General features: G+C 44.5%; 25 protein-coding genes. 14 read left to right on the top strand and 11 right to left on the bottom strand.

Translation table 11 applies throughout. The features are described 5' to 3' along the window. Nucleotides 1-62: 62 nt before the first annotated feature. The 9 genes from CKY02_RS12020 to CKY02_RS12055 all read right to left on the bottom strand — a co-directional run bounded on the left by CKY02_RS12020 (nt 63) and on the right by CKY02_RS12055 (nt 8370). On the bottom strand, nt 63-1325 hold the full coding sequence (locus tag CKY02_RS12020) for an FKBP-type peptidyl-prolyl cis-trans isomerase N-terminal domain-containing protein (RefSeq protein WP_112895460.1): 1263 nt from the start codon (nt 1323-1325) through the stop codon (nt 63-65). Further along, nucleotides 1322-1861 carry a hypothetical protein gene (locus CKY02_RS12025; RefSeq protein WP_146747430.1) on the bottom strand — a complete coding sequence of 180 codons (540 nt, stop codon included), beginning with the start codon at nt 1859-1861 and terminating at the stop codon, nt 1322-1324. The genes CKY02_RS12020 and CKY02_RS12025 overlap by 4 nt, the downstream gene beginning before the upstream one ends. A gap of 32 nt (nt 1862-1893) precedes the next feature. Beyond that, a complete protein-coding gene (locus CKY02_RS12030) occupies nt 1894-2727 on the bottom strand; it encodes an MrpH family fimbial adhesin (protein ID WP_112895462.1) in 834 nt (277 codons plus the stop codon). Between the two features lie 12 nt (nt 2728-2739). Then, a complete protein-coding gene (locus CKY02_RS12035) occupies nt 2740-3333 on the bottom strand; it encodes a fimbrial protein (RefSeq protein WP_112895463.1) in 594 nt (197 codons plus the stop codon). 42 nt (nt 3334-3375) lie between these two features. Beyond that, nucleotides 3376-4128, bottom strand: coding sequence for a fimbria/pilus periplasmic chaperone (locus CKY02_RS12040; RefSeq protein WP_167405303.1), 753 nt, complete (start codon nt 4126-4128; stop codon nt 3376-3378). 59 nt (nt 4129-4187) lie between these two features. Further along, on the bottom strand, nt 4188-4319 hold the full coding sequence (locus tag CKY02_RS26295; RefSeq protein WP_275658216.1) for a hypothetical protein: 132 nt from the start codon (nt 4317-4319) through the stop codon (nt 4188-4190). 158 nt (nt 4320-4477) lie between these two features. Further along, nucleotides 4478-7078: an outer membrane usher protein gene (locus CKY02_RS12045; RefSeq protein ID WP_238399230.1), complete on the bottom strand. Its 2601-nt coding sequence runs from the start codon at nt 7076-7078 to the stop codon at nt 4478-4480. Continuing rightward, nucleotides 7078-7644 (bottom strand): fimbrial protein, encoded by a 567-nt coding sequence (locus tag CKY02_RS12050; protein WP_112895464.1) that lies wholly within the window; start codon nt 7642-7644, stop codon nt 7078-7080. The genes CKY02_RS12045 and CKY02_RS12050 overlap by 1 nt, the downstream gene beginning before the upstream one ends. Nucleotides 7645-7803: 159 nt before the next feature. Beyond that, nucleotides 7804-8370, bottom strand: a complete 567-nt coding sequence (locus CKY02_RS12055; RefSeq protein WP_112895465.1) for a fimbrial protein — start codon at nt 8368-8370, stop codon at nt 7804-7806. Nucleotides 8371-9053: 683 nt separating this feature from the next. Between CKY02_RS12055 and CKY02_RS12060 the strand changes: the two genes are divergently transcribed. Further along, nucleotides 9054-9626 (top strand): tyrosine-type DNA invertase, encoded by a 573-nt coding sequence (locus CKY02_RS12060; RefSeq protein WP_112895466.1) that lies wholly within the window; start codon nt 9054-9056, stop codon nt 9624-9626. Between the two features lie 346 nt (nt 9627-9972). On the opposite strand, the gene CKY02_RS12065 is transcribed toward CKY02_RS12060, so the two are convergent. Beyond that, a complete protein-coding gene (locus CKY02_RS12065; RefSeq protein WP_112895467.1) occupies nt 9973-11898 on the bottom strand; it encodes an ABC transporter ATP-binding protein in 1926 nt (641 codons plus the stop codon). 122 nt (nt 11899-12020) lie between these two features. On the opposite strand from CKY02_RS12065, the gene kefG reads away from it, so the two are divergent. The 4 genes from kefG to slyD all read left to right on the top strand — a co-directional run bounded on the left by kefG (nt 12021) and on the right by slyD (nt 15268). Further along, a complete protein-coding gene (kefG, locus tag CKY02_RS12070) occupies nt 12021-12572 on the top strand; it encodes a glutathione-regulated potassium-efflux system ancillary protein KefG (RefSeq protein WP_112879349.1) in 552 nt (183 codons plus the stop codon). A gap of 3 nt (nt 12573-12575) precedes the next feature. Beyond that, nucleotides 12576-14420 (top strand): glutathione-regulated potassium-efflux system protein KefB, encoded by a 1845-nt coding sequence (kefB, locus tag CKY02_RS12075; protein WP_112895468.1) that lies wholly within the window; start codon nt 12576-12578, stop codon nt 14418-14420. Beyond that, nucleotides 14404-14607 carry a YheV family putative zinc ribbon protein gene (locus CKY02_RS12080; RefSeq protein WP_036813523.1) on the top strand — a complete coding sequence of 68 codons (204 nt, stop codon included), beginning with the start codon at nt 14404-14406 and terminating at the stop codon, nt 14605-14607. Before kefB ends, CKY02_RS12080 begins: the two co-directional genes overlap by 17 nt. An 88-nt stretch (nt 14608-14695) precedes the next feature. After that, on the top strand, nt 14696-15268 hold the full coding sequence (gene slyD, locus CKY02_RS12085) for a peptidylprolyl isomerase (RefSeq protein WP_112895469.1): 573 nt from the start codon (nt 14696-14698) through the stop codon (nt 15266-15268). Between the two features lie 105 nt (nt 15269-15373). Here slyD and CKY02_RS12090 read toward each other — a convergent pair whose 3' ends face one another. Beyond that, the gene (locus CKY02_RS12090; RefSeq protein WP_112879352.1) at nt 15374-15592 is read right to left on the bottom strand and encodes a protein SlyX; all 219 of its coding nucleotides are present in this window, start codon (nt 15590-15592) and stop codon (nt 15374-15376) included. A 250-nt stretch (nt 15593-15842) separates the two neighbouring features. Between CKY02_RS12090 and fkpA the strand changes: the two genes are divergently transcribed. From fkpA to CKY02_RS12135, 9 genes are all read left to right on the top strand, one after another. Next, on the top strand, nt 15843-16607 hold the full coding sequence (gene fkpA, locus CKY02_RS12095; RefSeq protein ID WP_112895470.1) for an FKBP-type peptidyl-prolyl cis-trans isomerase: 765 nt from the start codon (nt 15843-15845) through the stop codon (nt 16605-16607). A gap of 410 nt (nt 16608-17017) precedes the next feature. Beyond that, nucleotides 17018-17740, top strand: coding sequence for a helix-turn-helix transcriptional regulator (locus CKY02_RS12100; protein WP_036779966.1), 723 nt, complete (start codon nt 17018-17020; stop codon nt 17738-17740). After that, nucleotides 17740-18135, top strand: a complete 396-nt coding sequence (gene tusD, locus CKY02_RS12105; RefSeq protein WP_112895471.1) for a sulfurtransferase complex subunit TusD — start codon at nt 17740-17742, stop codon at nt 18133-18135. The genes CKY02_RS12100 and tusD overlap by 1 nt, the downstream gene beginning before the upstream one ends. Before the next feature lie 9 nt (nt 18136-18144). Continuing rightward, on the top strand, nt 18145-18504 hold the full coding sequence (gene tusC / locus CKY02_RS12110) for a sulfurtransferase complex subunit TusC (protein ID WP_112895472.1): 360 nt from the start codon (nt 18145-18147) through the stop codon (nt 18502-18504). A gap of 20 nt (nt 18505-18524) precedes the next feature. Then, the gene (gene tusB / locus CKY02_RS12115) at nt 18525-18812 is read left to right on the top strand and encodes a sulfurtransferase complex subunit TusB (protein WP_112879357.1); all 288 of its coding nucleotides are present in this window, start codon (nt 18525-18527) and stop codon (nt 18810-18812) included. 136 nt (nt 18813-18948) lie between these two features. Next, entirely contained in the window at nt 18949-19323 is a 375-nt protein-coding gene (gene rpsL, locus CKY02_RS12120; protein ID WP_011144815.1) for a 30S ribosomal protein S12, read from the top strand. A 97-nt stretch (nt 19324-19420) separates the two neighbouring features. Next, nucleotides 19421-19891, top strand: a complete 471-nt coding sequence (gene rpsG / locus CKY02_RS12125; protein WP_011144816.1) for a 30S ribosomal protein S7 — start codon at nt 19421-19423, stop codon at nt 19889-19891. An 80-nt stretch (nt 19892-19971) separates the two neighbouring features. Beyond that, nucleotides 19972-22080: an elongation factor G gene (gene fusA / locus CKY02_RS12130; RefSeq protein WP_112895473.1), complete on the top strand. Its 2109-nt coding sequence runs from the start codon at nt 19972-19974 to the stop codon at nt 22078-22080. 73 nt (nt 22081-22153) lie between these two features. After that, nucleotides 22154-22295 (top strand): GTP-binding protein (locus tag CKY02_RS12135; protein ID WP_072161945.1); only part of this gene is annotated, 142 nt, incomplete at its 3' end.

Here is a 22295-nt window from a genome sequence, read left to right on the forward strand (position 1 = left end):
AATATGAGATTGATGATGCCCTAGGTAAATCCAAGGCATAAGGATGTCAAAATGGTTTATTTTTACTGGGGTTTAATCCCTTTCAGGTGATAGACCAAGACCGTAAACGGGGTTACCCCTTTCGGCATCGGTAAGTTGCCATACACGACCTTAGCTAAAGCATAGGCATCAACTTCGGCCTCTTCACCCAACAATGGAAGCGCCTCACGCACTACGGCGGGTATATCATCGTCAGCGGTAAGTGTCAGTGTCGGAATAGCGCTTAAAGTGGCCCCATCAACAATCTGCTCAGACAAAGCTAGCGAAACCGGTGCATCCTGATCCTTAATAGGGTGACCTTTCTTGACCACAAAGTACACCAAGCCATTGACTTTCTTTGCTGGCTTGCGTCCGGCAGTTTTCTTCGCAATCAGTGCTTCTCCCATCTTAACTTTGGCATTTACCTGTTTTTGTAATTGCTCCGCAAAGGTCAGGTAATATTTATCCATATCACTGCGTTTAAGCTGCATGCGATTGCGTAATCCATCAGTTAATCCGGCAGTCACTCGAACAGGATCCAGAGATAACCCACTTTCTGCATAACTCGCCAGTGTTTCTTTTAGCCCCGAGGCCATCGCTTGGCCCACGACATAGTCACGCTTACGGTTATCGCTATCGAGCGGTACACGCACGGATTTACTGGCTGTTACCGCTCGATCATTAGCTTGCACTAGTTGATAACGAGTAGAAACCAATGCCGTCTCTAACTGCATTCGGGCAATGTTAGCTTCTCTGAACTGTTTACGCACGGCCTCTAACTGCGTTTGTGCTTCTTTGAACTGATGCTGCGTAGCCGTCAGCAGGGTCCGATGGTCACTTAACTGTTTTTGTAACGTATCCTTCTGCTTCTGCACTTCTACCCTGACTGATTGGTGGTCAGATAGCTGCTTACGGCTCTTCTCTAGTTCAGTCTGGGAAGACTTCAACTCGGCGATACTATCGGTCAGTTGTCTCTTAAGCTTACGATTCTCTGCACGCAATACTTTACGGGCTGCTGCTTCGCTACCACCGGACGAGGCCCCCATACCAACAAGAATGGATGTTCCAACCGCATGCTTTGATGCACTTCTGTTTGAAGATGACTCACCAGATTTGGACTGTTGCGCCATTAGGGTACTCAGACCATAATCAGAATTACTGGCGCTTTCCATCAAGCTATCCACCGAGGGCGTACCGCCAGGAGGTGTATAGTTTCCACTTTCTGCTGCACTTACAATATCAACCGTTCCCAAAAAACCAATTAATAACCAGGCACAGTGATGAAGATGCATTCGTATACAGCTCATTGTGCATCTACCTGATTAATTAATGCCAATGATAAGTCGTTTTTTATACGATAACACAAACTGGTAAGAGCATACTGATACTTAGGACGTACTAAGTCATTGATATCATGACTGATCTCGTTAGCTACCGCCAAATATTGACTACCCGTACGGGCAATGCGATCAAATTCGGCTTTGTAGCGTGTGTATTTAGTGCCGCTGAACTGCTTCAATGCCTCCAACTCGCGAGTACATTGTGCCAATTTACCGGAATTGCTGTCAGCAGAGGGCTGCACATTTCCGGTAAAACGACAATCACCGCCTCCAGATTCAGGGGATAATGAAGAATGAACCAATGTCTTAGAGGTTGACGATACTTTTATTTTACTTGATGTCGGCACTCTCTTCGGTGTGAGCTCTTGAGCACATCCTGTTAAAAGAAATGCGATTGCTAATAGTAGGTAAAAATAACAACCATAAGATACAATGCAGTGCCCTGTTATTTTCCGAACCTGCAACATCACACATATATGTTTAAGAACAAACAAGTTATTCACCTTATTACTCCCCAGCATCATTAGCATCAAAACTAATTAAAAGTCATAATCACAATAACATCTCCCGAATAGGCACCTGCATCAACTTTACCCAATGATTGAAGTCTGGATGAAAAGGAAAATGAATAGAGATTATTTCCACTTACCGTTATTGGAACACCATTCCAAGCATTTGAGCCATTGATATCCACATCGGAGTAAAGTGTTTTTTTAGGATTTAAATAAATAAACTTTTCACCCGTTGAGGATTTTGTATATAAAGTCAGGTTAGCTGGCAATGTGCACTGCACATTTCCTGTTATCGTTTTCTTATTCCCGTTGAGATTTTCCACCCCCAAATCACCATGATCAATGACAGATGGCAAAGAAAGACTGCAAGATTGCTTGACTGATGGCACCTTGCCACAAACACTACCAGGCCACTGCTGTGCATCTGAAATATATGGGCTAGGTCGGTGTTGCATATAAAACAATCCTATACAATCTGCCTTAGGGGATCGCAAAAGGAACTCTGCTCGATATGGCAACGGAAATGCTTTTTTGTACTCTTCAGCTACCTCCTTCCTAGTCTTAAATTGAGAGATTTCAAGACAATGCTTACCCAGTATACAGCTACCATACATCCCCGGGTATACAGGGTCATCGCGATATTTCACATCTGGACCAACATAACAAAGTCCAAACTCCTTGTAACATGGGTTTCGGTCGGTATCATTTTCCGGCCAGTCAACTATTTGTAGAACTACACGAGTGTCTGAACCGCTTTGGTACATATCAATAGGCGTTACAAAGGCTCCTGCATTTACCTCTATAAATGGAACACCAGCCAATGTCATGAAAAAAACAAGATAGAAAAAGCCCCTCATATTCCCTCCATTTCACTCATAGTCCAACATAAACGTCGAAATAGCCGAGAACTTACCAAATACTATTGAGTGATTTTTGATAGCAGAAGGCTCCCCTTGCACATAGGCTTTAAAGTCCAGCGTGGCATTGCCATTATTTAAACGGTATTTTTTAACAGTCTTGTTTATCGAAATAGGTTCTCCAGCCAGAGATTCTATTCCAACCGCTGCCCCTGATGCTTGACTTCCCGGTTGAAAAGCCAAAAGCCCAGGAAGCTCATTATTTTCCTTACCTAGAAATTTTATATTCACCTCCCGAGCTCTTGTCACATCACAGTTTATGAGGTGAATTGAAAACGTTTTACTATGACTACGTTCATTTTGATAAAGGTGTTTTCCGAACACTGTATCGAAGTCCACGGTAATTGCATCATCTCCAGGCTGGATACCGCAAGCTTCTCTAAGTACATTCACTTTTATACGAACAATGGATTCAAATTTATCCTTCGCATTACACACTGAGCTTATCGAAAGCAAGAGCAACAACGCTTTAAGAACATGTAATCGGTTACGCCGACACAAGGACGGTATCAGTCCATCTCGATCTGGCTTTAGGATGGTGTTCATACATGCCTCCTTTACTGAGTTATCCCAATTTCAGCAAACATCTCAACCGGGTTTACTACTTTTCACGGTACAAGTGCCACCACTACAACCAAACACTAATTTTGGCCGACCACCGAAATCATTGATGAAAATCAGTACAGGATTGTTACCCATTGCTGACGCACTGCCACCCAACACAGCACTGCCTTTTGGTGGGATCATCATCGGATTAAAACCGGATACCGCTGCCCCATTTAGGCTGGAAGACGCTGATGCGATGGTCACGTAGTATGGCGTCGGATTGTTCACTACATAGCGATCCCCTTGTCGAGTCATCGTCAACTTCTCCTGATAAGGATTTTCGTAGTCCGTGCGGCCAACAGTAATAGCCTTTGGCCGATAAAACAGTTTGATACGTGTTTGCAGCGCAATCTGCAATGTGTTGGGTTTGTTGGACTTTGGCGGAATTTCCCGGAGGTTGAAATAGAACAGCGTCTCTTTATCCTGAGACAACATGTTGATGCCCTGAGTGACTTGCAACTTCACTTGGCTTTTGGCTCCCGGCTCTACTCTCTGAAGTGGCGGTAGTGCAGTCAGTGGAGTGTTAATCTTGTTGCCATGCTCGTCCTCAATCCAAGCCTGCGCAAGATAGGGCAACTCTTTATTCTGGTTACTGATACTAAGGCTCATTGATTTATTTTCCCCATTAAACACCGCTCGGGTGCGATCGAGGGCAATAGCTGCATTAGCCTGCTGAACAGCCAGAATACCGGCCAACATGACAGCAGAAGCCGCCGCGTTTTTTTTCATTGTCATACTCATGCGGTTGTACTTATCTTTAGGCAACATTTCCATTCATCCACCCCACACTTTTATTAATCTTCTGGAAAGAACCACCACCCTTGGCTGGAATCGAGTGCGAATGCGCAAATATGGTTGATATCACTGCTATACCCGTCATCTTTCAAGTTGCCTCTTTGTTGGCTGCACTCACTCACCCCGGTCACATAGTTATCTATGCTCCCGGGGATTCGCTCCCTTGCCGTCGCGATGCATCTTGAAATCCATAGGGTATAAATCTAATCTCGCAGCACATACTTACGCGGTTTACGGTTCTCCACACCTGATTCTCCACACCTGAATTACCCATCCAGTTTGTCTTAACTCACCTGCCATTTTCGCCGCCGATCCTCGCTACGTTACCTGTGTTGGCTGGTGTAACAACTGTCTCTACAGCGTCACTACCATCATTCCCTTTAACACGCCGACAAGGTAACAACAGATTATTCATCAAGTTGGCTAGAAGAGATTGCGGTAATGTGATGAGACACTGTATACGACCATCCCAATGCACACTCATGTTCTCGCCTGGATTAATGCCGGTTAACCACACACTTCCTTCATCATTCACGATGCCAGTTTGCATTTCACGTTCGTTCATCACGATAGCGCCGAATGGAGGAGCCGTACCGTCTGTCAACTTAATAATGGCCATCGCCTTCTCGCCGGCGATCATCCCAAACTTGCGATAACCAATAGCGCCTTCCGTTAGCGTGCCTTGTACCACCGAGCGAGTTGCATCCACGTTATCCGCCAGTTGGTTCACGTCCACATTAACGCTGCTGCGGTAGTAACTGTTGATATCACTCACCACCGCTTTACCAAAAATGTTGGTATGGGTCACACTGCCATAACCGCGTATTGGTACACCACCAATCCCATCAGCGTCGATCATCATGCGTGTTCCCCCTATCATGTTGATACGGTGTAGCGCAGCGCCATCTGCCGTTGCCGTCATTCCTCCCTGAAGTGACAGCCCCATAGCGCTATATTCACTTCCACGGAAATTGGCATTCGCTGTCAACTTAGCTATATCCCCCTCGTGGGTGAAGTAACCACTGCCAATACTACGCCCACCCTGACCGTTACCGACATTAATCCGATATGCATTGTTGTCATCGATACGGTCATAGTAGCCCACAGTATTACTACTATTACGGCTAAGCTGACCGTCATAGGTTATTGTGCTATTTTCACCCCACGGTACAGCCATACTCAGATACAAACCGTCATCATTAGTGTCGTTGTACTGAGTCCGATATGCCGTTAGGCTCAGGCTAATGTTTTTAAAGCGTCCGATGTCGAAATAACGCGATAGTGACAGGTTATAAGTATCGTTGTTCGGACGGTCCCAGTAGGTCTGATGGCCGTAGTTCAGATAAACACTAAGCCCCATTTCCTTAAACTGTTTGTTAAACGTAATGGTATAGAACTCTTTACCTCTTCCATTATTGACACCGTAATAACGCGCCTCTAAATACTGCGACATGCTCATGAAATTACGTTCTGAGAAACGGTAACCTGCAAATGTTATCTGGCTATCGTATTCATCAAAGCGTTTAGAATAGCTAACCCGATACGAGCCTCCTTGTTTGGTGTCATCATGCAGAAACTGAGCTCGCGACTGCGTCACATCAAATGACAATGCACCAAACGCGAGCAAGTCACGGCCGATACCGATAGCCAGAGCATTATAGCCCCTGGCCAGCAAAGCTCCTCCGTACAGCGACCAACCGTTGTTCACCCCCCAAGAGAATTCTCCAGTTGCAAAGCCCGGTCCTTTACTGCGATGCTTAATGTCTGATGGTTTACCGGCGGCAATCTTGTAACGAACCATACCTGGACGTGTCAGATAAGGTACATTAGCGGTATTCACCTGGAAGGTCTGTACGCTGCCATCCTGCTCCTGTACCTTCACATCCAGCTTGCCATTCACCGCAGTATTCAGATCCTGAATACTGAAAGGACCTGCTGCCACCTGAGTTTCATAAATCACACGCCCTTGCTGACTGATGGTCACCTTGGCATTGGTTTTCGCCACTCCAGTCACTTCCGGCGCATAACCACGCAGGTTCGGTGGCAGCATGTTGTCGTCCGATATCAGACTGGCTCCGATGTAACGGAAACTGTCAAACATCCCAGAGTTGAGGTAGTCTTCCGCCAACGTCAGCTTGGCACGCAGAGCGGCTATTGCACGGTAGGCGTAGTAGCGGCTCCACTCCCAGCTTTGCTGGGCGCTTCCTACCTGTCCCGTAGTATGGCTGTACTGCACCTGCCAATCGGCCCGCAGACGCCAAGCTCCCAAGTTGGCCCCAACTGTTCCGTTACCGCTCAAAGATTGCGCTTGGTTGCTTGCACCTGACTGATTTGTCACTTGTGCATTGACGCTGTAGTCAAATAACATACCGGAGATCCCATTATCCCAACGTGACGGCGGATCCCAGTTTTCCACGGTATATTCTAAGTAAGCCTGCGGCATGCTGATGTATAGTGCCCCAGCGCCCAAGTCACCTCGAACTTCCATACCTTTCAGAGAAGCTATTTCTAGGCATTGGCCGTTATGCCACCAAGTAAGCTGACGGATTGCATCCGCTTTAAGTCCCAGTTGATCAACCATCTTCAGCGTCAGGCACGCTTCACTGCCTTTCGGATCATGATCAGGAGCAATGAACTGTACCGTCTGCTCGGGCAATTCGTTTTTATTCAAGCGTAATACCATCTGGTAGCTACCTTGCATAATGTAGCCAGCCTGGGAAAACTGACTTAAGTCAATACGCGCCCGATCCTTGACATCAAGAACATCCGTGTTGAATTCCACCCTATCGGCAGCCTTGACCACCTGCATGCCACAAAGAGCCAACAAGATACACAGTGCCACCGAGCTATCCCTCGCTCCACAAAGTAGCGATGGCATGGGTCCTTTCATCAGAAATAATCCAGTTTGAAACGTATCATGGTGTGGAGGGCCTCGGCGCGTAACACTTGGTGAGCTGTTATCAGACGTAAAGTATAATCCAGCCGCATTGAGCCTATTTGCAGATCCTCTACAAGCATGGGTTTGCCTGGCACAACTATCGCTCCTGTACTGTCCGATATCTGTAATCCCACACCACTCGCCTCACCATTCATGCTAAACAAGTCGTTACGAGCAGCAGCACCATCAAAAGTCACTCGAAAGTGTGACCTACTCAGGCGATTCAGTAATACGGGAGTCAACAGACAATTAATCAACTGTATACTTAAAAGCCGTACCGGCCCGTGACCACTGCGGATAATTTGTCCGACCAAAATAGATGATATGTCGATGGTCTGATCTTGATTGCCCAAAGCAATTGTACAGGGTGTATCAATGATGGAGCCTTGCATGTTGACGCGGCCATGCTCTTGGTTGATAGCGGTTGCCATAAATGACAATATCAGACTGGTTAGCACTAACAACGTCAGCAGGGAAGGCAACATCTTAGAACAGGTTGGACGGCTAAGAAGAGTCATCTCGCTCTCCAAAATTTGGTTTACCAGCAAATTCATTTCCCTAATCTTGTAGGGACCCCTCTTTCCCGCTGTTTCCCCTGTCAGCCTGAAGGCTAGGCCACAGCGGGAAAGAGAAACAGATAGACTTTCCAACGCACAGAAAGGCTTCTTTCACCACCTTTATTGGTAAGCCAGAGTGAAGTTAGCCACAGCGCTGAAATCACCAGGAACGATAGTCGCAGAAGCCCCGTCACCTTGTAAGAAAGCAGCGAAGTGCATGGTCGAATCGGAACCATCGGTGATGATTGTGGGTGAACTCTGTTGTCCCAGTTTGATAAGTTTGGCGTTATCGTTGGTGATACCAATAGCCGCACCAGAGGCCGAACCAACAATTGCCAGTAGGTCCTTATTCACAGAAGATGGTGTCCCAGAGAAAGTCGCCGTTACAATCTTCTTTTCCAAGCCGTTAGCATCACAGTCTAGTAAACGGATATTAAAAGGAACCGGCGTGGACTTACCACCTCCTGCCAGTGCTTTGTTGGAAATCTGCCCAAGCTTCACAGTCTGATCGTCATCACCGGGGTGGATGGAACAAGGCGCATCAATAATAGAACCTTCAAAAGTCACTTTTCCTTGGCCTTGGTTAGTATTTTTAGTACTGGCGGGCGGCTTGGTCTGCGCATTGACAGAACCTGCTGTTAGGGCTACACCCAATCCGAGAACCATAACTAATGTATTCAATTTCATGTGAATTAATTCCTTAACTTAAGGATAAAACCATACAAAAGTAGCAGTGTGGAACTTCAGGTCCTACACCAGATATCCAATGCAAAAGGGGTCTTAAAATCTCATATCAACATTTTTTAAAACCAAACAAAATGCACCAAACTGTTTTGTTTAGTTATAAATACTAAAATAGATAATATTTTTGAATTAATATCCAAAAAAAGACATTAATTTAAACTTATAAACTTTCTAATTGATTGATATCTAATTAAGTTCAAACAAACCAACTGATTTTTTACAAAATAATATTGATAAAATATTAAAAGTAATAAAAAGATATTAAAAAAACTATATATTACAAATGGTTAAATGTTGTTAGTCTGGAGAGGTACAAAAGTTGACTTAGGTGATAGTTTTGTGTAAAACTATTAACAGTTTGGTGCATTCTGTTTAGTTTTTTGTTGTAAAATAGTTTCTTAATTTTTAATAAAAATTCTACATCCTGATATTTTCTGTCAAAAAATCACTGTTCAATGATATATGTGATTTTATATTTATATATAAAAAAATTTATTTCTTTCTTATGATAAATAAATGAAATTTTAGATCAATAATTCCATAAAATCTCTATTAATTGATATAGTTATTTAGATTAGTATTCTCTATCAGTAACTATATGCCCAAATCTCACAGGAACTATTTTCATGAAGAAGCGTAAGTTCTTAACCAGATATGAAATTGATGCGATTTTAGAAAAAGCACGTCAGGGGCGTCATGCTGAGCGGGATTATTGCATGCTACTCATGTGTTTTATTCATGGGTTTAGAGTCAGTGAGCTATGTCATCTGACACTATCCGATCTTGATCTTAGCTCGGGAATTATTTACGTAAGGCGATTAAAAGGGGGACTATCAACAACACATCCATTGGTGCCTGAAGAACTTAATGCGTTAAACCAATGGATTAATATCCGTAAGAGCTGGAGAGAATCAGACACATCGTGGGTTTTTTTATCACAAAAATCAGGTGCGATTTCACGCTATCAGGTTTATAGTTTGTTAAAACATTATGGCAGACAAGCATTAGTCGATATTTCACCTCATCCACATATGTTAAGACATGCCTGCGGCTATGCTCTTGCTGATTTGGGAAGAGATACACGCCTTATTCAGGATTATCTCGGTCACCGCAATATATCTCATACTGTTATTTACACAGCAAGCAATGTAAAACGGTTCTCCAATATATGGGAAATTCCTTCAAAAGGACTCAGTTAATACCTTCTTTTTATAAAATGTGTTGTGATATGATAAATTATTTCTTTTACAACAAAAAATATCATCTGATGATAAGAAATCCTCATTAATGTTGCGCTAATGAGGATTTTTCATTAGGTAATGATAATTATGAATATCATAGGATACTGATTTTTTTATTTATTATAATTTATTTAGGAGTTAATATGTTACGTTATTAAATAAAAAGATGAATTTTAACTGATATCCAAGGATTGATTGAAATCATCTTGAGTTTTTTACTCAATGACAGATTCATTTATCGAAAAATAAAGCGGATTATTTTTTTCCGCTTTATTTTTTATTGAATGATAATTTGTAAAATCATTTATCCTTCAAACTTTTGCGTTATTTTTTCAAGTTGTTCCTGAATGTCCATCCATGCTAATTCAATTTCTTCCAGTTTTGATTTGGTCTGATTTTGTTTTTGCAGATATTCAGTTAATTCGACTTTACGGCTGCTATCATAGATAGCGCTGTCTAAAAGTTGATTTTCTAGTACAACCAATTCGCCACCCAGTTTCTCCATCTGTTTTTCAAGATTGGTCAGTTGCTTACGCAATGGCTGCGTTTGGTTACGGAAGTCAGCTTGACGCCGTTTTTGATCTTTTCTTTCCTGAGCACTTTGGTTGGATGTCTCTTTTTCCTTATCGTTGTTTTCACGTATTTGCTGATTTTGTTGACGTTGTTGATCTATCAGCCATTGTTGATAATCTTCCAAATCGCCGTTGAATGATTCTACCCGGCCATCATGAACCAGATACAACTCATCTGTTGTTGAACGTAATAGATGTCGGTCGTGAGAAACCACAACCAATGCACCGTCAAAGTCGATCAAAGCTTCTGTCAGTGCCTGACGCATATCCAGGTCGAGGTGGTTCGTTGGTTCATCAAGTAACAGGAGGTTAGGGCGTTGCCAGACCATTAATGCCAAAACTAAACGTGCTTTTTCTCCCCCGGAAAAACGCCCACTTGGGTCAGTCACTTGATCGCCTTTGAAACCAAAGCCGCCCAGATAATCTCTAAGTTGCTGTTCTGTTTCTTGTGGCGCAATGCGGACTAAATGCTGTAATGGTGATTCATCAGCACGTAAATATTCCAGTTGATGTTGGGCGAAATACCCCAGTTTGATCCCTTTAGCTAATTCTACGGTTCCACTCTGAGATTGCAGTTCGCCAGCCAATAGTTTAATCAACGTGGACTTACCCGCGCCATTACGGCCAAGCAGGCCAATGCGGGAGCCGGGAACCAGATTCAGTTTGATGGAATTTAAAACGGTCCGTTCGCCGTAGCCTGCGCTTACTTTTTCCATTTTCAGGAGTGGGTTTGGCAGACTTTCCGGTTTACGGAAACTGAAATGAAATGGGTTATCAACATGGGCAGGAGCGATTAATTCCATCCGCTCCAGCATCTTGATACGGCTCTGAGCTTGTTTGGCTTTGCTGGCCTTGGCACGGAAACGGTCAATATAACTTTGCAGATGGGCAACTTTCTCTTGCTGACTTTTATAAAGGGCCTGTTGTTGCGCCAGTTTGGTAGCGCGCTGGCGCTCGAAAGATGAGTAGTTGCCGCTGTACTCAAACAGAGATTGTTGTTCTATATGGAGGATCTTATCGGCAATCGGGTCGAGAAAATCCCGATCATGGGAGATAAGGATTAATGTTCCAGGGTAGCTTTTCAGCCATTTTTCCAACCAGATAACCGCATCCAGATCAAGATGGTTAGTGGGTTCATCAAGCAACAGCAAATCAGAACGGCAGAGTAGTGCCTGAGCCAGATTGAGGCGCATGCGCCATCCACCGGAAAATGCACGTACAGGTTGATCAAGTTGCTCTTGAGAGAAACCTAAACCGTGCAGTAGACTTGATGCTCTTGAACGGATCGTCCAGGCTTGAATCGTGTCTAATTGACCATGCAGATGAGCAATCAGATTACCGTCATTTTTTTCATTGGCTATCCGCAGTTGTTGTTCCAGTTGACGGAATTCACGATCACCATCAATGACATATTCCAGAGCGGGTATTTCCAGTGCCGGCGTTTCCTGATTCACCCAGGAAAGTGCCCAGTTACTGGGAAAAGTGAATGTGCCTGTTTCAGCCTGAAGCTCATTTTTTAATAGTGCAAGTAGGGTAGATTTACCACAGCCATTTTTCCCTACCAGACCCACTTTCTGCCCGGGATTGATAGTGGCGCTGGCATTGTCCAGCAGAACACGAGTTCCGCGACGAATTTGTAATGAAGAGAAAACAATCATAAGTATCGTTTGTATAGAATATGTTAAATTAGTAATAACAGATAGTAAGCGTCTTATTTTATAACTTTCGTATGCATGGTAACGGAAAATACGTGTCCTGACACGTTCTTGAGGAGGGAACGATGTTACAGCCGCCTAAAGTCCTGCTGCTGTATGCCCATCCTGAGCCACAGGATTCAGTAGCAAATCGTGTTTTGTTACAACCTGTGCAGGGTTTAGAGCATGTTACGGTCCACGACTTATATGGAGCTTATCCAGATTTTTTTATTGATGTTCATCATGAGCAACAGCTACTTCGAGAGCATCAGGTGATTGTCTTTCAACACCCACTGTATACCTACAGTTGTCCAGCTTTATTAAAGGAGTGGATGGATCGTGTGCTGACTCGGGGGTTTGCCAGTGGTATTACCGGGTTGGCATTACAGGGAAAATATTGGCGTTCAGTGATTACTACTGGGGAGCCGGAAGGCACTTTCCAGGCTGATGGGTATAATCTCTATTCAATGGAAGAGATCCTTCGTCCTTTTGAACTCACCGCGGCGATGTGCCGTATGCATTGGTTATCACCCATTATTATTTATTGGGCACGCCGTCGAAAACCTGAGCTTCTTGCCATCCATGCTAATGCTTATCGTGAGTGGCTCAAATCGCCATTATCATTAGGAGGGCTATAAGTTATGGAGCATTCAGCGCAATTGAGCGCCGGTGTATTGTTTTTATTTGCTGCCGTTGTAGCAGTGCCACTCGCACAGAAATGCAAGATTGGGGCAGTATTGGGTTATTTGTTGGCAGGGATTGTCTTGGGCCCGTGGGGGTTGAGTTTTATCAGGGATGTTGATGATATTCTTCATTTCTCGGAGTTAGGGATTGTTTTTCTGATGTTTATCATCGGTCTTGAACTTAACCCCGCTAAACTCTGGCAACTCAGACGATCTATTTTTGGTGTCGGTGCGGCTCAGGTTATTTTCACGGCGAGTGTGCTGGCTGTGTTGTTATATCTGACCGATTTTTCATGGCAAGCGGCGGTTATTGGTGGTATCGGTATGGCGATGTCCTCAACGGCAATGGCCCTGCAACTCATGAAAGAGAAGGGCATGAACCGCAATGAAGGCGGGCAGCTTGGTTTCTCGGTTTTGCTATTTCAAGATATGGCGGTGATCCCGGCTTTGGCATTGATTCCGTTGTTGGCAGGTGGAACAGCCTCCGGTGACTGGTATCGAATAGCGTTAAAAATTGCTGCTTTTGCTGGCATGTTGCTCGGTGGCCGTTATCTGTTACGTCCGCTGTTTCGTTTGGTCGTCAGAGCTGGAGTACGTGAGTTATTTACTGCGGCGGCGTTACTGGTGGTACTCAGCTCAGCGCTATTTATGGAAGCGCTCGGTTTTTCTATGGCGCTCGGAACCTTTATCGCCGGAGTATTACTGGCAGATAGTGAATACCGCCATGAACTGGAAATCTCCATAGAACCGTTCAAAGGATTGCTGTTGGGGTTGTTTTTTATTTCGGTCGGTATGTCTCTGAATCTAGGGGTATTACTGATACATCTGTCCGAAGTACTACTTGGTGTGCTGGCTTTGGTGATTGTGAAAGGCATTGTTCTATATCTTATCGCAATGAGTGCTGGTTTACGGGGGGCATCCTGCTTGCAATTTTCTGGCGTACTCAGCCAGGGGGGAGAATTCGCCTTTGTTCTGTTTTCTGCTGCACTGAGCCAGAATGTGCTCAATAGTGGGCAGATGGCTTTGTTGCTGGTCGTGGTGACGATATCGATGATGACAACGCCGCTTGTCATGCAATTGATAGATGCTATTCTGGCACGCCGTTATAATGCCAAAGATGAGACAGATGAACAGCCCTTTGTAGAAAATGATGATCCGCAGGTGATTTTAGTGGGTTTTGGCCGGTTCGGACAGGTAATCGGTCGTCTTCTAATGGTGAATAAAATCCGTATAACGGTGTTGGAACGCGATGTCAGTGCTGTGAGTACTATGCGGCGTTATGGCTATAAAGTTTATTATGGTGATGCGGCTGAATTGGAGCTGCTACGTTCGGCAGGCGCGGAGAAAGCCAAAGCGATAGTCATCACCTGTAATGAGCCGGAAGATACCATGATGATCGTTCATTTATGCCAGAAACATTTCCCTAATCTGCATATTATGGCGCGAGCCAGAGGACGCCTGGAAGCGCATGAACTGCTACAAAATGGAATAGAAAATTTCACCCGTGAAACTTTCTCCAGTGCCCTGGATCTGGGGCGTAAAACCTTAGTCGAATTGGGAATGCATCCGCATAAAGCTAATCGAGCAAAACAACATTTCCAGCGGTTAGATATGCGGATGCTAAGAGAACTTATGCCGCAGCTACAGGGTGATGTGGCTCACATATCTCGTATAAAAGAGGCGCGACGGGAACTGGAAGAGCTATTCGAACGGGAAATGCTGAATGAACGTCGCCAACCGGATGGTTGGAATGAGCATGAATACATGAATAATAGCGGAGCAAATCATGTCAGTAAGCCGTAAGAGATTTATTGCCGGTGCTGTCTGCCCAGAATGTCACTCTCAGGACACGCTGGCAATGTGGCAAGAAGATCAGGTGGATGTGGTGGAATGTGTCCATTGTGGTCACCAACAACGCCAGACTGATGAGAAAGTGACCTCTCATGTCAGAAAGCAGGAGCAGGTTATTGGTATTTTTACCCCACAATAATTATGTGAATATTAGCGCGAGTGAGTACAGAGACTGAAAATTCCGCTACAATCGGTAAAAATTTTTAGACCCACGGGTAGGAGATGTCATGAAAGTAGCAAAAGATTTGGTAGTCAGCTTGGCTTATCAAGTAAGAACAGAAGATGGTGTTTTAGTTGATGAGTCACCGGCGAGTGCGCCGTTGGACTATCTGCATGGCCGTGGTTCATTGATTAGCGGTTTGGAAAAGGCGCTAGAAGGCCGTGAGGCGGGTGAGAGTTTTGATGTCAGCGTACAGGCTGATGATGCCTATGGTCAGTATGATGACAATTTGGTTCAGCGTGTACCAAAAGATGTCTTTGTTGGTGTTGATGAACTGGAAATTGGCATGCGTTTCCTGGCTGATACCGATATGGGGCCAGTACCCGTAGAAATTACAGCAGTTGAAGATGAGCATGTTGTGGTTGATGGTAACCATATGCTGGCTGGTCAGAATCTAAAATTCAATGTTGAAGTTATTGCCATCCGTGAAGCGACTGAAGAAGAACTGGCTCATGGTCATGTTCATGGTGCTCATGGTCACGAACATGGTGAAGGGTGCTGCGGTGGTCACGGCGATGACGACGGTCATCATCACCATAATGAAGGACACGGATGCTGCGGTGGTGGCGGTTGCCACTGATAAGCTAAAGCGGATAGTGGACTTTTAATATTTAAAAAAAGCGGGGCAAGTTTGGGATAGTTGGTTTCAGCGCTTGCCCTAATTTATTGTAGTTTAATGCCTTTCCTAGTAATGAGGAGGAGGTGTTTCCTCAGATTGTGAAGCGATCATTGAGGGTTGAGTGGCTTTCAATCGTTCTGTCATCAACCGCAAATGATCTCTTAATTTAGTGATCTCCATTTGCTGTTCAGTCACTACCTGATTTAATTCTTCGATAGTTCTTTCTTGAAAGACAATTCGACTTTCCAAACGCTCAAGCCGTTGCTCAAATTCTGATAGATCCATGATTTTCTCCCGTTTCAGGTCCTGTATTGCCCGTGTTAGATGCCTCATATTAATTAAGAGTAGCCTACTATGCCCAGAATATTCTGTGAAATGCGGTTGTTATGAAACCTCTTGTCATTCATGTTGTCCTAATAAGCTTGGGGCACTAAAAAACGGCAAATATTGTATTGTGCTCCTGTAGACGGTTATAGTGACTTGGTTGCATAACTTTTGCTGACGGTAAAATCCCCCAAAGCTATTGGAGAAACAGATGAAATCATTGTTTAAAATTACCCTGCTTGCTACCACATTAGCGATGGCTTTCAGTGCCCCTCAGGTGCTGGCGGCTAAAGCAGATAGTCAGAGTAGCACAGAATTGAACAGCGCATTTAAAACAGAAGATCAGCAAAATGCTTATGCTCTGGGCGCATCTTTAGGGCGTTATATGCAAAACACCCTGAAAGAACAGAAATCTCTGGGTATCCCATTGGATAAAGATCAATTGTTATCGGGTGTGCAGGATGCTTTTAATAACAAGAGCAAACTGACTGACAGCGAAATTGAAAATACGCTGCGTGCATTTGAAGGTAAAGTGAAATCTGCCGCTGAAGCTAAGATGGAAAAAGAAGCCAGAGAGAATGAAGCTAAAGGTGTTAAATATCGTGAAGAATTTGCTAAGGAAAAGGGGGTCATTAAGAGTAAAACTGGCCTTTTATATAAAATAGAGAAGGAAGGCCGCGGTAAGAAGCCTGTGGCAAGCGACACGGTAGTTGTGAACTACCGGGGGACATTGATTGACGGTAAAGAGTTCGATAGCTCCTATAAACGTAATGAACCCCTTTCTATTCGCCTGGATAGCGTTATCCCAGGTTGGACAGAAGGTTTACAGAATGTGAAAAAAGGTGGAAAAATTAAACTGGTTATTCCACCAGAGCTGGCCTATGGTAAAGCGGATCTGCCAGGTATTCCTGCAAATTCGACACTAGTATTTGATATTGAGTTGCTGGATGTTAAAGCGGAGACCAAAGCTAAGTAAGCTATACCCCATGGATTTCAAGATGCATCGTGACGGCAAGGGAGAGAATCCCCGGGAGCATAGCTAACTATGTGATCGGGGTGAGCGAGTGCAGCCAACAAAGAGGCAACTTGAAAGATAACGGGTATATTCGCTAAATATCTTTGATGAATACGGATAAAACCGTTGGTGGAGATTCTGTCAACGGTTTTTTGTTACTGAAAGCTGTGATAGAGACCAAATGTCTGAGTAGCAATGGCTTGACGATGATGTCATGTGGTTTTAACGTCAATATTTCATGTGAATGCAAAGATCTTTGATTAGGATCTCTGTTAAGCTGCAATAATTGAATTTTCACAAGAAATTTTTATAGGTTTATCACGTTGTGTTTTTAGCAAGACGTTGTCTGCGATTGAAGGATGGTGTATTTAATGTCTAACCCGTTATTATCTGGTGATATCAGTGATGTCGATTTACTGGAAAACCAACCGTTTACTGAAACGGACCACGAAATTTTAAAGTCTTATGAAGCCGCAGTTGATGGCTTGGCTATGCTAATTGGTGGGCATTGTGAGATTGTCCTTCATTCATTGGAAGATCTGAAATGTTCAGCCGTCAGAATAGCCAACGGAGAACATACAGGTCGTAAAATAGGTTCACCTATCACTGATCTTGCGCTGCGTATGTTACATGACATTACAGACGAAGATTGTAGTGCATCCAAAGCCTATTTTACCCGAGCGAAAAGCGGTTCATTGATGAAGTCAGTCACGATTGCGATCCGCAACCGGAATCGCCGAGTGATCGGCCTTTTGTGCATTAATATGAATCTTGATGTCCCTTTCTCTGAAATTATTCAGACATTTATTCCAGAGGAAACACATGATGTCGCACCAAATGTAAATTTTGCCTCATCCGTGGATGATTTGGTTGCGCAAACGCTGGAGTATACTATTGAAGAAGTTAATATTGATCGCAGTGTATCCAATAATGCCAAGAACAGACAGGTGGTTCTGAATCTCTATGAGAAAGGTATTTTTGATATTAAAGACGCAATCAATCAGGTTGCTGAGCGTTTAAATATTTCTAAACATACTGTTTATCTCTATATTCGTCAGTTTAAAAATGGTGAATGTTTAGGGCCTGAGCGGTAATGTCTTCGCTGTCTTATTGTCTGCTGGTTACGGGGCCTGCATATGGCACCCAACAAGCCAGCAGTGCTTACCAATTCGCGCAAGCTTTGATTTCGATGGGGCATAAACTTAATACTGTATTTTTTTATCGGGAAGGGGTTTATAACGGCAATCAGTTGACCGCACCAGCCAGTGATGAGTTTAACTTGGTTAGCGCATGGCAGATGATGGCAACGGAGCACCGGTTTAGCATGCACATTTGTATTGCCGCTGCCCTTCGCCGTGGTGTTCTTGATGTTCAGCAGGCAAGTGAGTTGAATTTACCGGTAGCAAACTTGGCTGAAGGGTTTGAATTAAGCGGATTGGGAACACTGGCTGACGCTATGCTAACTTGCGACCGTGTGGTGCAATTCTGAGAGGCAAAAATGAAAAAAATCGCTTTTGTCTTCACTAAAGCGCCTCATGGTGATGCAGGGGGTAGAGAAGGTCTAGATGCATTGCTGGCAACTTCGGCATTAACAGAAAAGATAGGTGTATTTTTTATTTCTGACGGTGTGTTTCAACTATTACCAGGTCAGCAGCCTGACAGAATTCTTTCCAGAAACTATATCGCTACTTTTAAGGTGTTGCCTTTGTACGATATTGAAGAATGTTATTTGTGCCAGGAAGACCTTGTTATGCGTGGATTAAGCTCAGTCAATCATTTTGTTCTGGATGCGAAAGTGATACCCGCAGAAACGATCCGTGAGAAACTGGTTGACTATGATGTTGTGCTGACATTCTGAGCTATTGGAAGGACAATGAGATGCTATATACTGTTGGCCGATCGCCATATCAATGTGATTTCAATGTGATATCCAAGCTGCTTGCCAGTGGTGATGACATCTTATTTATTCAGGATGGTGTACTGGCAGGTATTGAGGGTAATTGCTATCTGCCGGCGTTGATCAGTCGTGGTGCTACATTGTATGCGCTAAAAGAAGATATTGAGGCGCGGGGATTGGACGATCAGGTTTCAGACAAAGTGCAAGTGATCGACTATACTGACTTTGTTAACCTGACGGTAAAACACCATCAACAATTCGCCTGGTAGTTGAGAAAAAGCTGTATATTTCTTGACACTTTGGCGAGTCAGCCATAAAATTCCGCGTCCTCGTGTTTTGCCGTTAGGGCAGACAAGAGATTTAATCCGTGTTTACGAAGCAAAAAAACCAGGAGTTTTTTTAATAATGGCAACTATTAACCAGCTGGTGCGCAAACCCCGTAGCATGAAGGTTGCAAAAAGCAACGTTCCTGCTCTGGAAGCTTGCCCACAGAAGCGCGGAGTATGTACTCGCGTATATACCACCACCCCTAAAAAACCAAACTCTGCACTGCGTAAAGTATGTCGTGTGCGTTTGACTAACGGTTACGAAGTTTCTTCTTACATCGGTGGTGAAGGCCACAACTTGCAGGAACACTCCGTAATTCTGATCCGTGGCGGTCGTGTTAAAGACTTGCCAGGTGTGCGTTACCACACTGTTCGCGGTGCACTGGACTGTTCCGGTGTTAAAGACCGTAAACAAGGTCGCTCTAAGTACGGTGTGAAGAAGCCAAAAGCTTAATGGTACTCCGTTAAGTAAGGCCAAACATTATTTACCTTAATGTCAAAATAAACTCATAGAGTTTTGGACAACCCTGAATTCGAAACGGAGTATTTCCATGCCACGTCGTCGTGTAATTGGTCAGCGTAAAATTCTGCCAGATCCAAAGTTTGGATCTGAATTACTGGCCAAATTCGTCAATATCCTGATGGTAGATGGTAAAAAATCTACTGCGGAAGCAATTGTATATAGTGCGCTTGAGACCCTGGCTCAGCGCTCTGGTAAAGAGCACCTGGAAGCGTTTGAACTTGCATTGGATAATGTGCGTCCAACCGTGGAAGTTAAGTCCCGCCGTGTTGGTGGTTCTACTTATCAGGTTCCAGTTGAAGTTCGTCCGGTTCGTCGCAATGCGTTAGCAATGCGTTGGATCGTTGAAGCTGCTCGTAAACGCGGTGATAAATCTATGGCCCTACGCCTGGCGAACGAATTATCTGATGCAGCCGAGAATAAAGGCACTGCTGTTAAGAAACGTGAAGACGTTCACCGTATGGCAGAAGCTAACAAGGCGTTCGCACACTACCGTTGGTAATCTCATCGTAGTGATGATGCCCTGGGTGGCTGTTCTGCCACCCAGATTTACATTGAACGTCCTAGGAATAGAGGAATCAAATGGCTCGTACAACACCCATTGCACGCTACCGTAACATCGGTATCAGTGCACACATCGACGCCGGTAAGACCACCACTACCGAACGTATTCTGTTCTACACTGGTGTAAACCATAAGATCGGTGAAGTTCATGATGGCGCTGCTACTATGGACTGGATGGAACAGGAGCAGGAGCGTGGTATTACCATCACCTCCGCAGCAACAACTGCTTTCTGGTCAGGTATGGCTAAGCAGTTTGATGCGCACCGTATCAACATCATCGACACCCCAGGGCACGTTGACTTCACCATCGAAGTAGAACGTTCCATGCGTGTTCTTGACGGTGCGGTCATGGTTTATTGTGCGGTTGGTGGTGTTCAGCCACAGTCCGAAACCGTATGGCGTCAGGCAAATAAATATAGAGTTCCACGTATCGCGTTCGTTAACAAAATGGACCGTATGGGAGCGAATTTCTTACGCGTTGTTGAGCAGCTCAAAACTCGCTTGGCGGCAAACCCAGTACCTCTGCAATTAGCCATTGGTGCAGAAGATGCGTTCACCGGTGTTGTTGACTTGGTGAAAATGAAAGCCATCAACTGGAACGATGAAGATCAGGGAACCACCTTCACTTACGAAGATATCCCAGCTGATATGCAGGATCTGGCGGAAGAATGGCGTAGCAATTTGATTGAAGCCGCTGCGGAAGCATCAGAAGAGCTGATGGAAAAATACCTTGGCGGTGAAGAACTGACTGAAGAAGAGATCAAAGCTGGTCTGCGTCATCGTGTTCTGACTAACGAAATCATCCTGGTTACTTGTGGTTCTGCATTTAAGAACAAAGGTGTTCAGGCAATGCTGGATGCAGTTATTGAGTACCTGCCAGCACCAACGGATGTTGAATCCATTAAAGGTATTCTGCCAGACGGTAAAGATACGTCGGCAGAGCGTCACTCTGACGACAACGAACCATTTTCGGCACTGGCGTTTAAAATCGCTACTGACCCGTTCGTTGGTAACTTGACCTTCTTCCGTGTCTACTCTGGTGTGGTTAATTCCGGTGATACCGTTCTTAACCCAGTGAAAGACAGAAAAGAGCGTTTTGGCCGTATCGTTCAGATGCATGCTAATAAACGTGAAGAAATTAAAGAAGTTCGCGCAGGTGACATCGCTGCTGCGATTGGCCTGAAGGATGTGACTACCGGTGATACGCTGTGTGATATCAACGCCCCAATTATCCTGGAGCGTATGGAATTCCCAGAGCCAGTCATTTCTGTTGCTATTGAGCCAAAAACTAAAGCTGACCAGGAAAAAATGGGTATCGCTTTAGGTCGTCTGGCTCAAGAAGACCCATCATTCCGCGTGTCTACCGATGAAGAATCTGGTCAGACTATTATCGCCGGTATGGGTGAGCTTCACTTGGATGTTCTGGTTGACCGTATGCGTCGTGAGTTCAAAGTTGAAGCGAACGTCGGTAAACCTCAGGTTGCTTACCGTGAAACCATCCGTTCTACTGTTGAGCAAGAAGGTAAATTTGTTCGTCAGTCTGGTGGTCGTGGTCAGTTTGGTCACGTATGGCTGCGTATTGAACCAATGGAACCTGGTGGCGTAGGCTATGAATTCGCCAATGAAATCGTTGGTGGTGTTGTTCCTAAAGAATATATCCCAGCGGTAGATAAGGGTATTCAGGAACAAATGAAAAATGGTGTTCTGGCCGGTTACCCGATTGTTGACGTTAAAGTGGCACTGTTCGATGGCTCTTACCACGAAGTGGACTCTTCTGAAATGGCGTTCAAAATCGCAGGTTCTATGGGCTTCAAAGAAGGCTTTATGAAGGCGAAACCAGCTCTGCTGGAGCCTATCATGAAAGTTGAAGTTGAAACACCAGAAGATTACATGGGTGACGTTATCGGTGACCTAAACCGCCGCCGTGGTATGATTGACGGTATGGAAGATATGACTACCGGTAAAATCGTACGTGCTCAGGTACCATTATCTGAAATGTTTGGTTATGCTACTGACCTGCGTTCTCAGACCCAAGGTCGTGCTTCTTACTCTATGGAGTTCCTGAAGTACAATGAAGCGCCGAGCAACGTCGCTCAGGCTATTATCGAATCTCGTAAAGCTAAATAAGTTTTTCGGGTTTAATATCTAGATTCAGCTCCCTCTCCAATATGATGAGGGTGCGATATTAAGGAATAGAGTCGTGTCTAAAGAAAAATTTGAACGTACAAAACCGCACGTTAACGTTGGTACTATCGGCCACGTTGACCACGGTAAAACTACCCTGACTGCTGCTATCACTACTGTATTGGCTAAAACCTACGGTGGTAATGCTCGTGCATTCG

It is taken from the genome of Photorhabdus bodei (assembly GCF_003287735.1).
Classification (GTDB): Bacteria; Pseudomonadota; Gammaproteobacteria; order Enterobacterales; family Enterobacteriaceae; genus Photorhabdus; species Photorhabdus kayaii.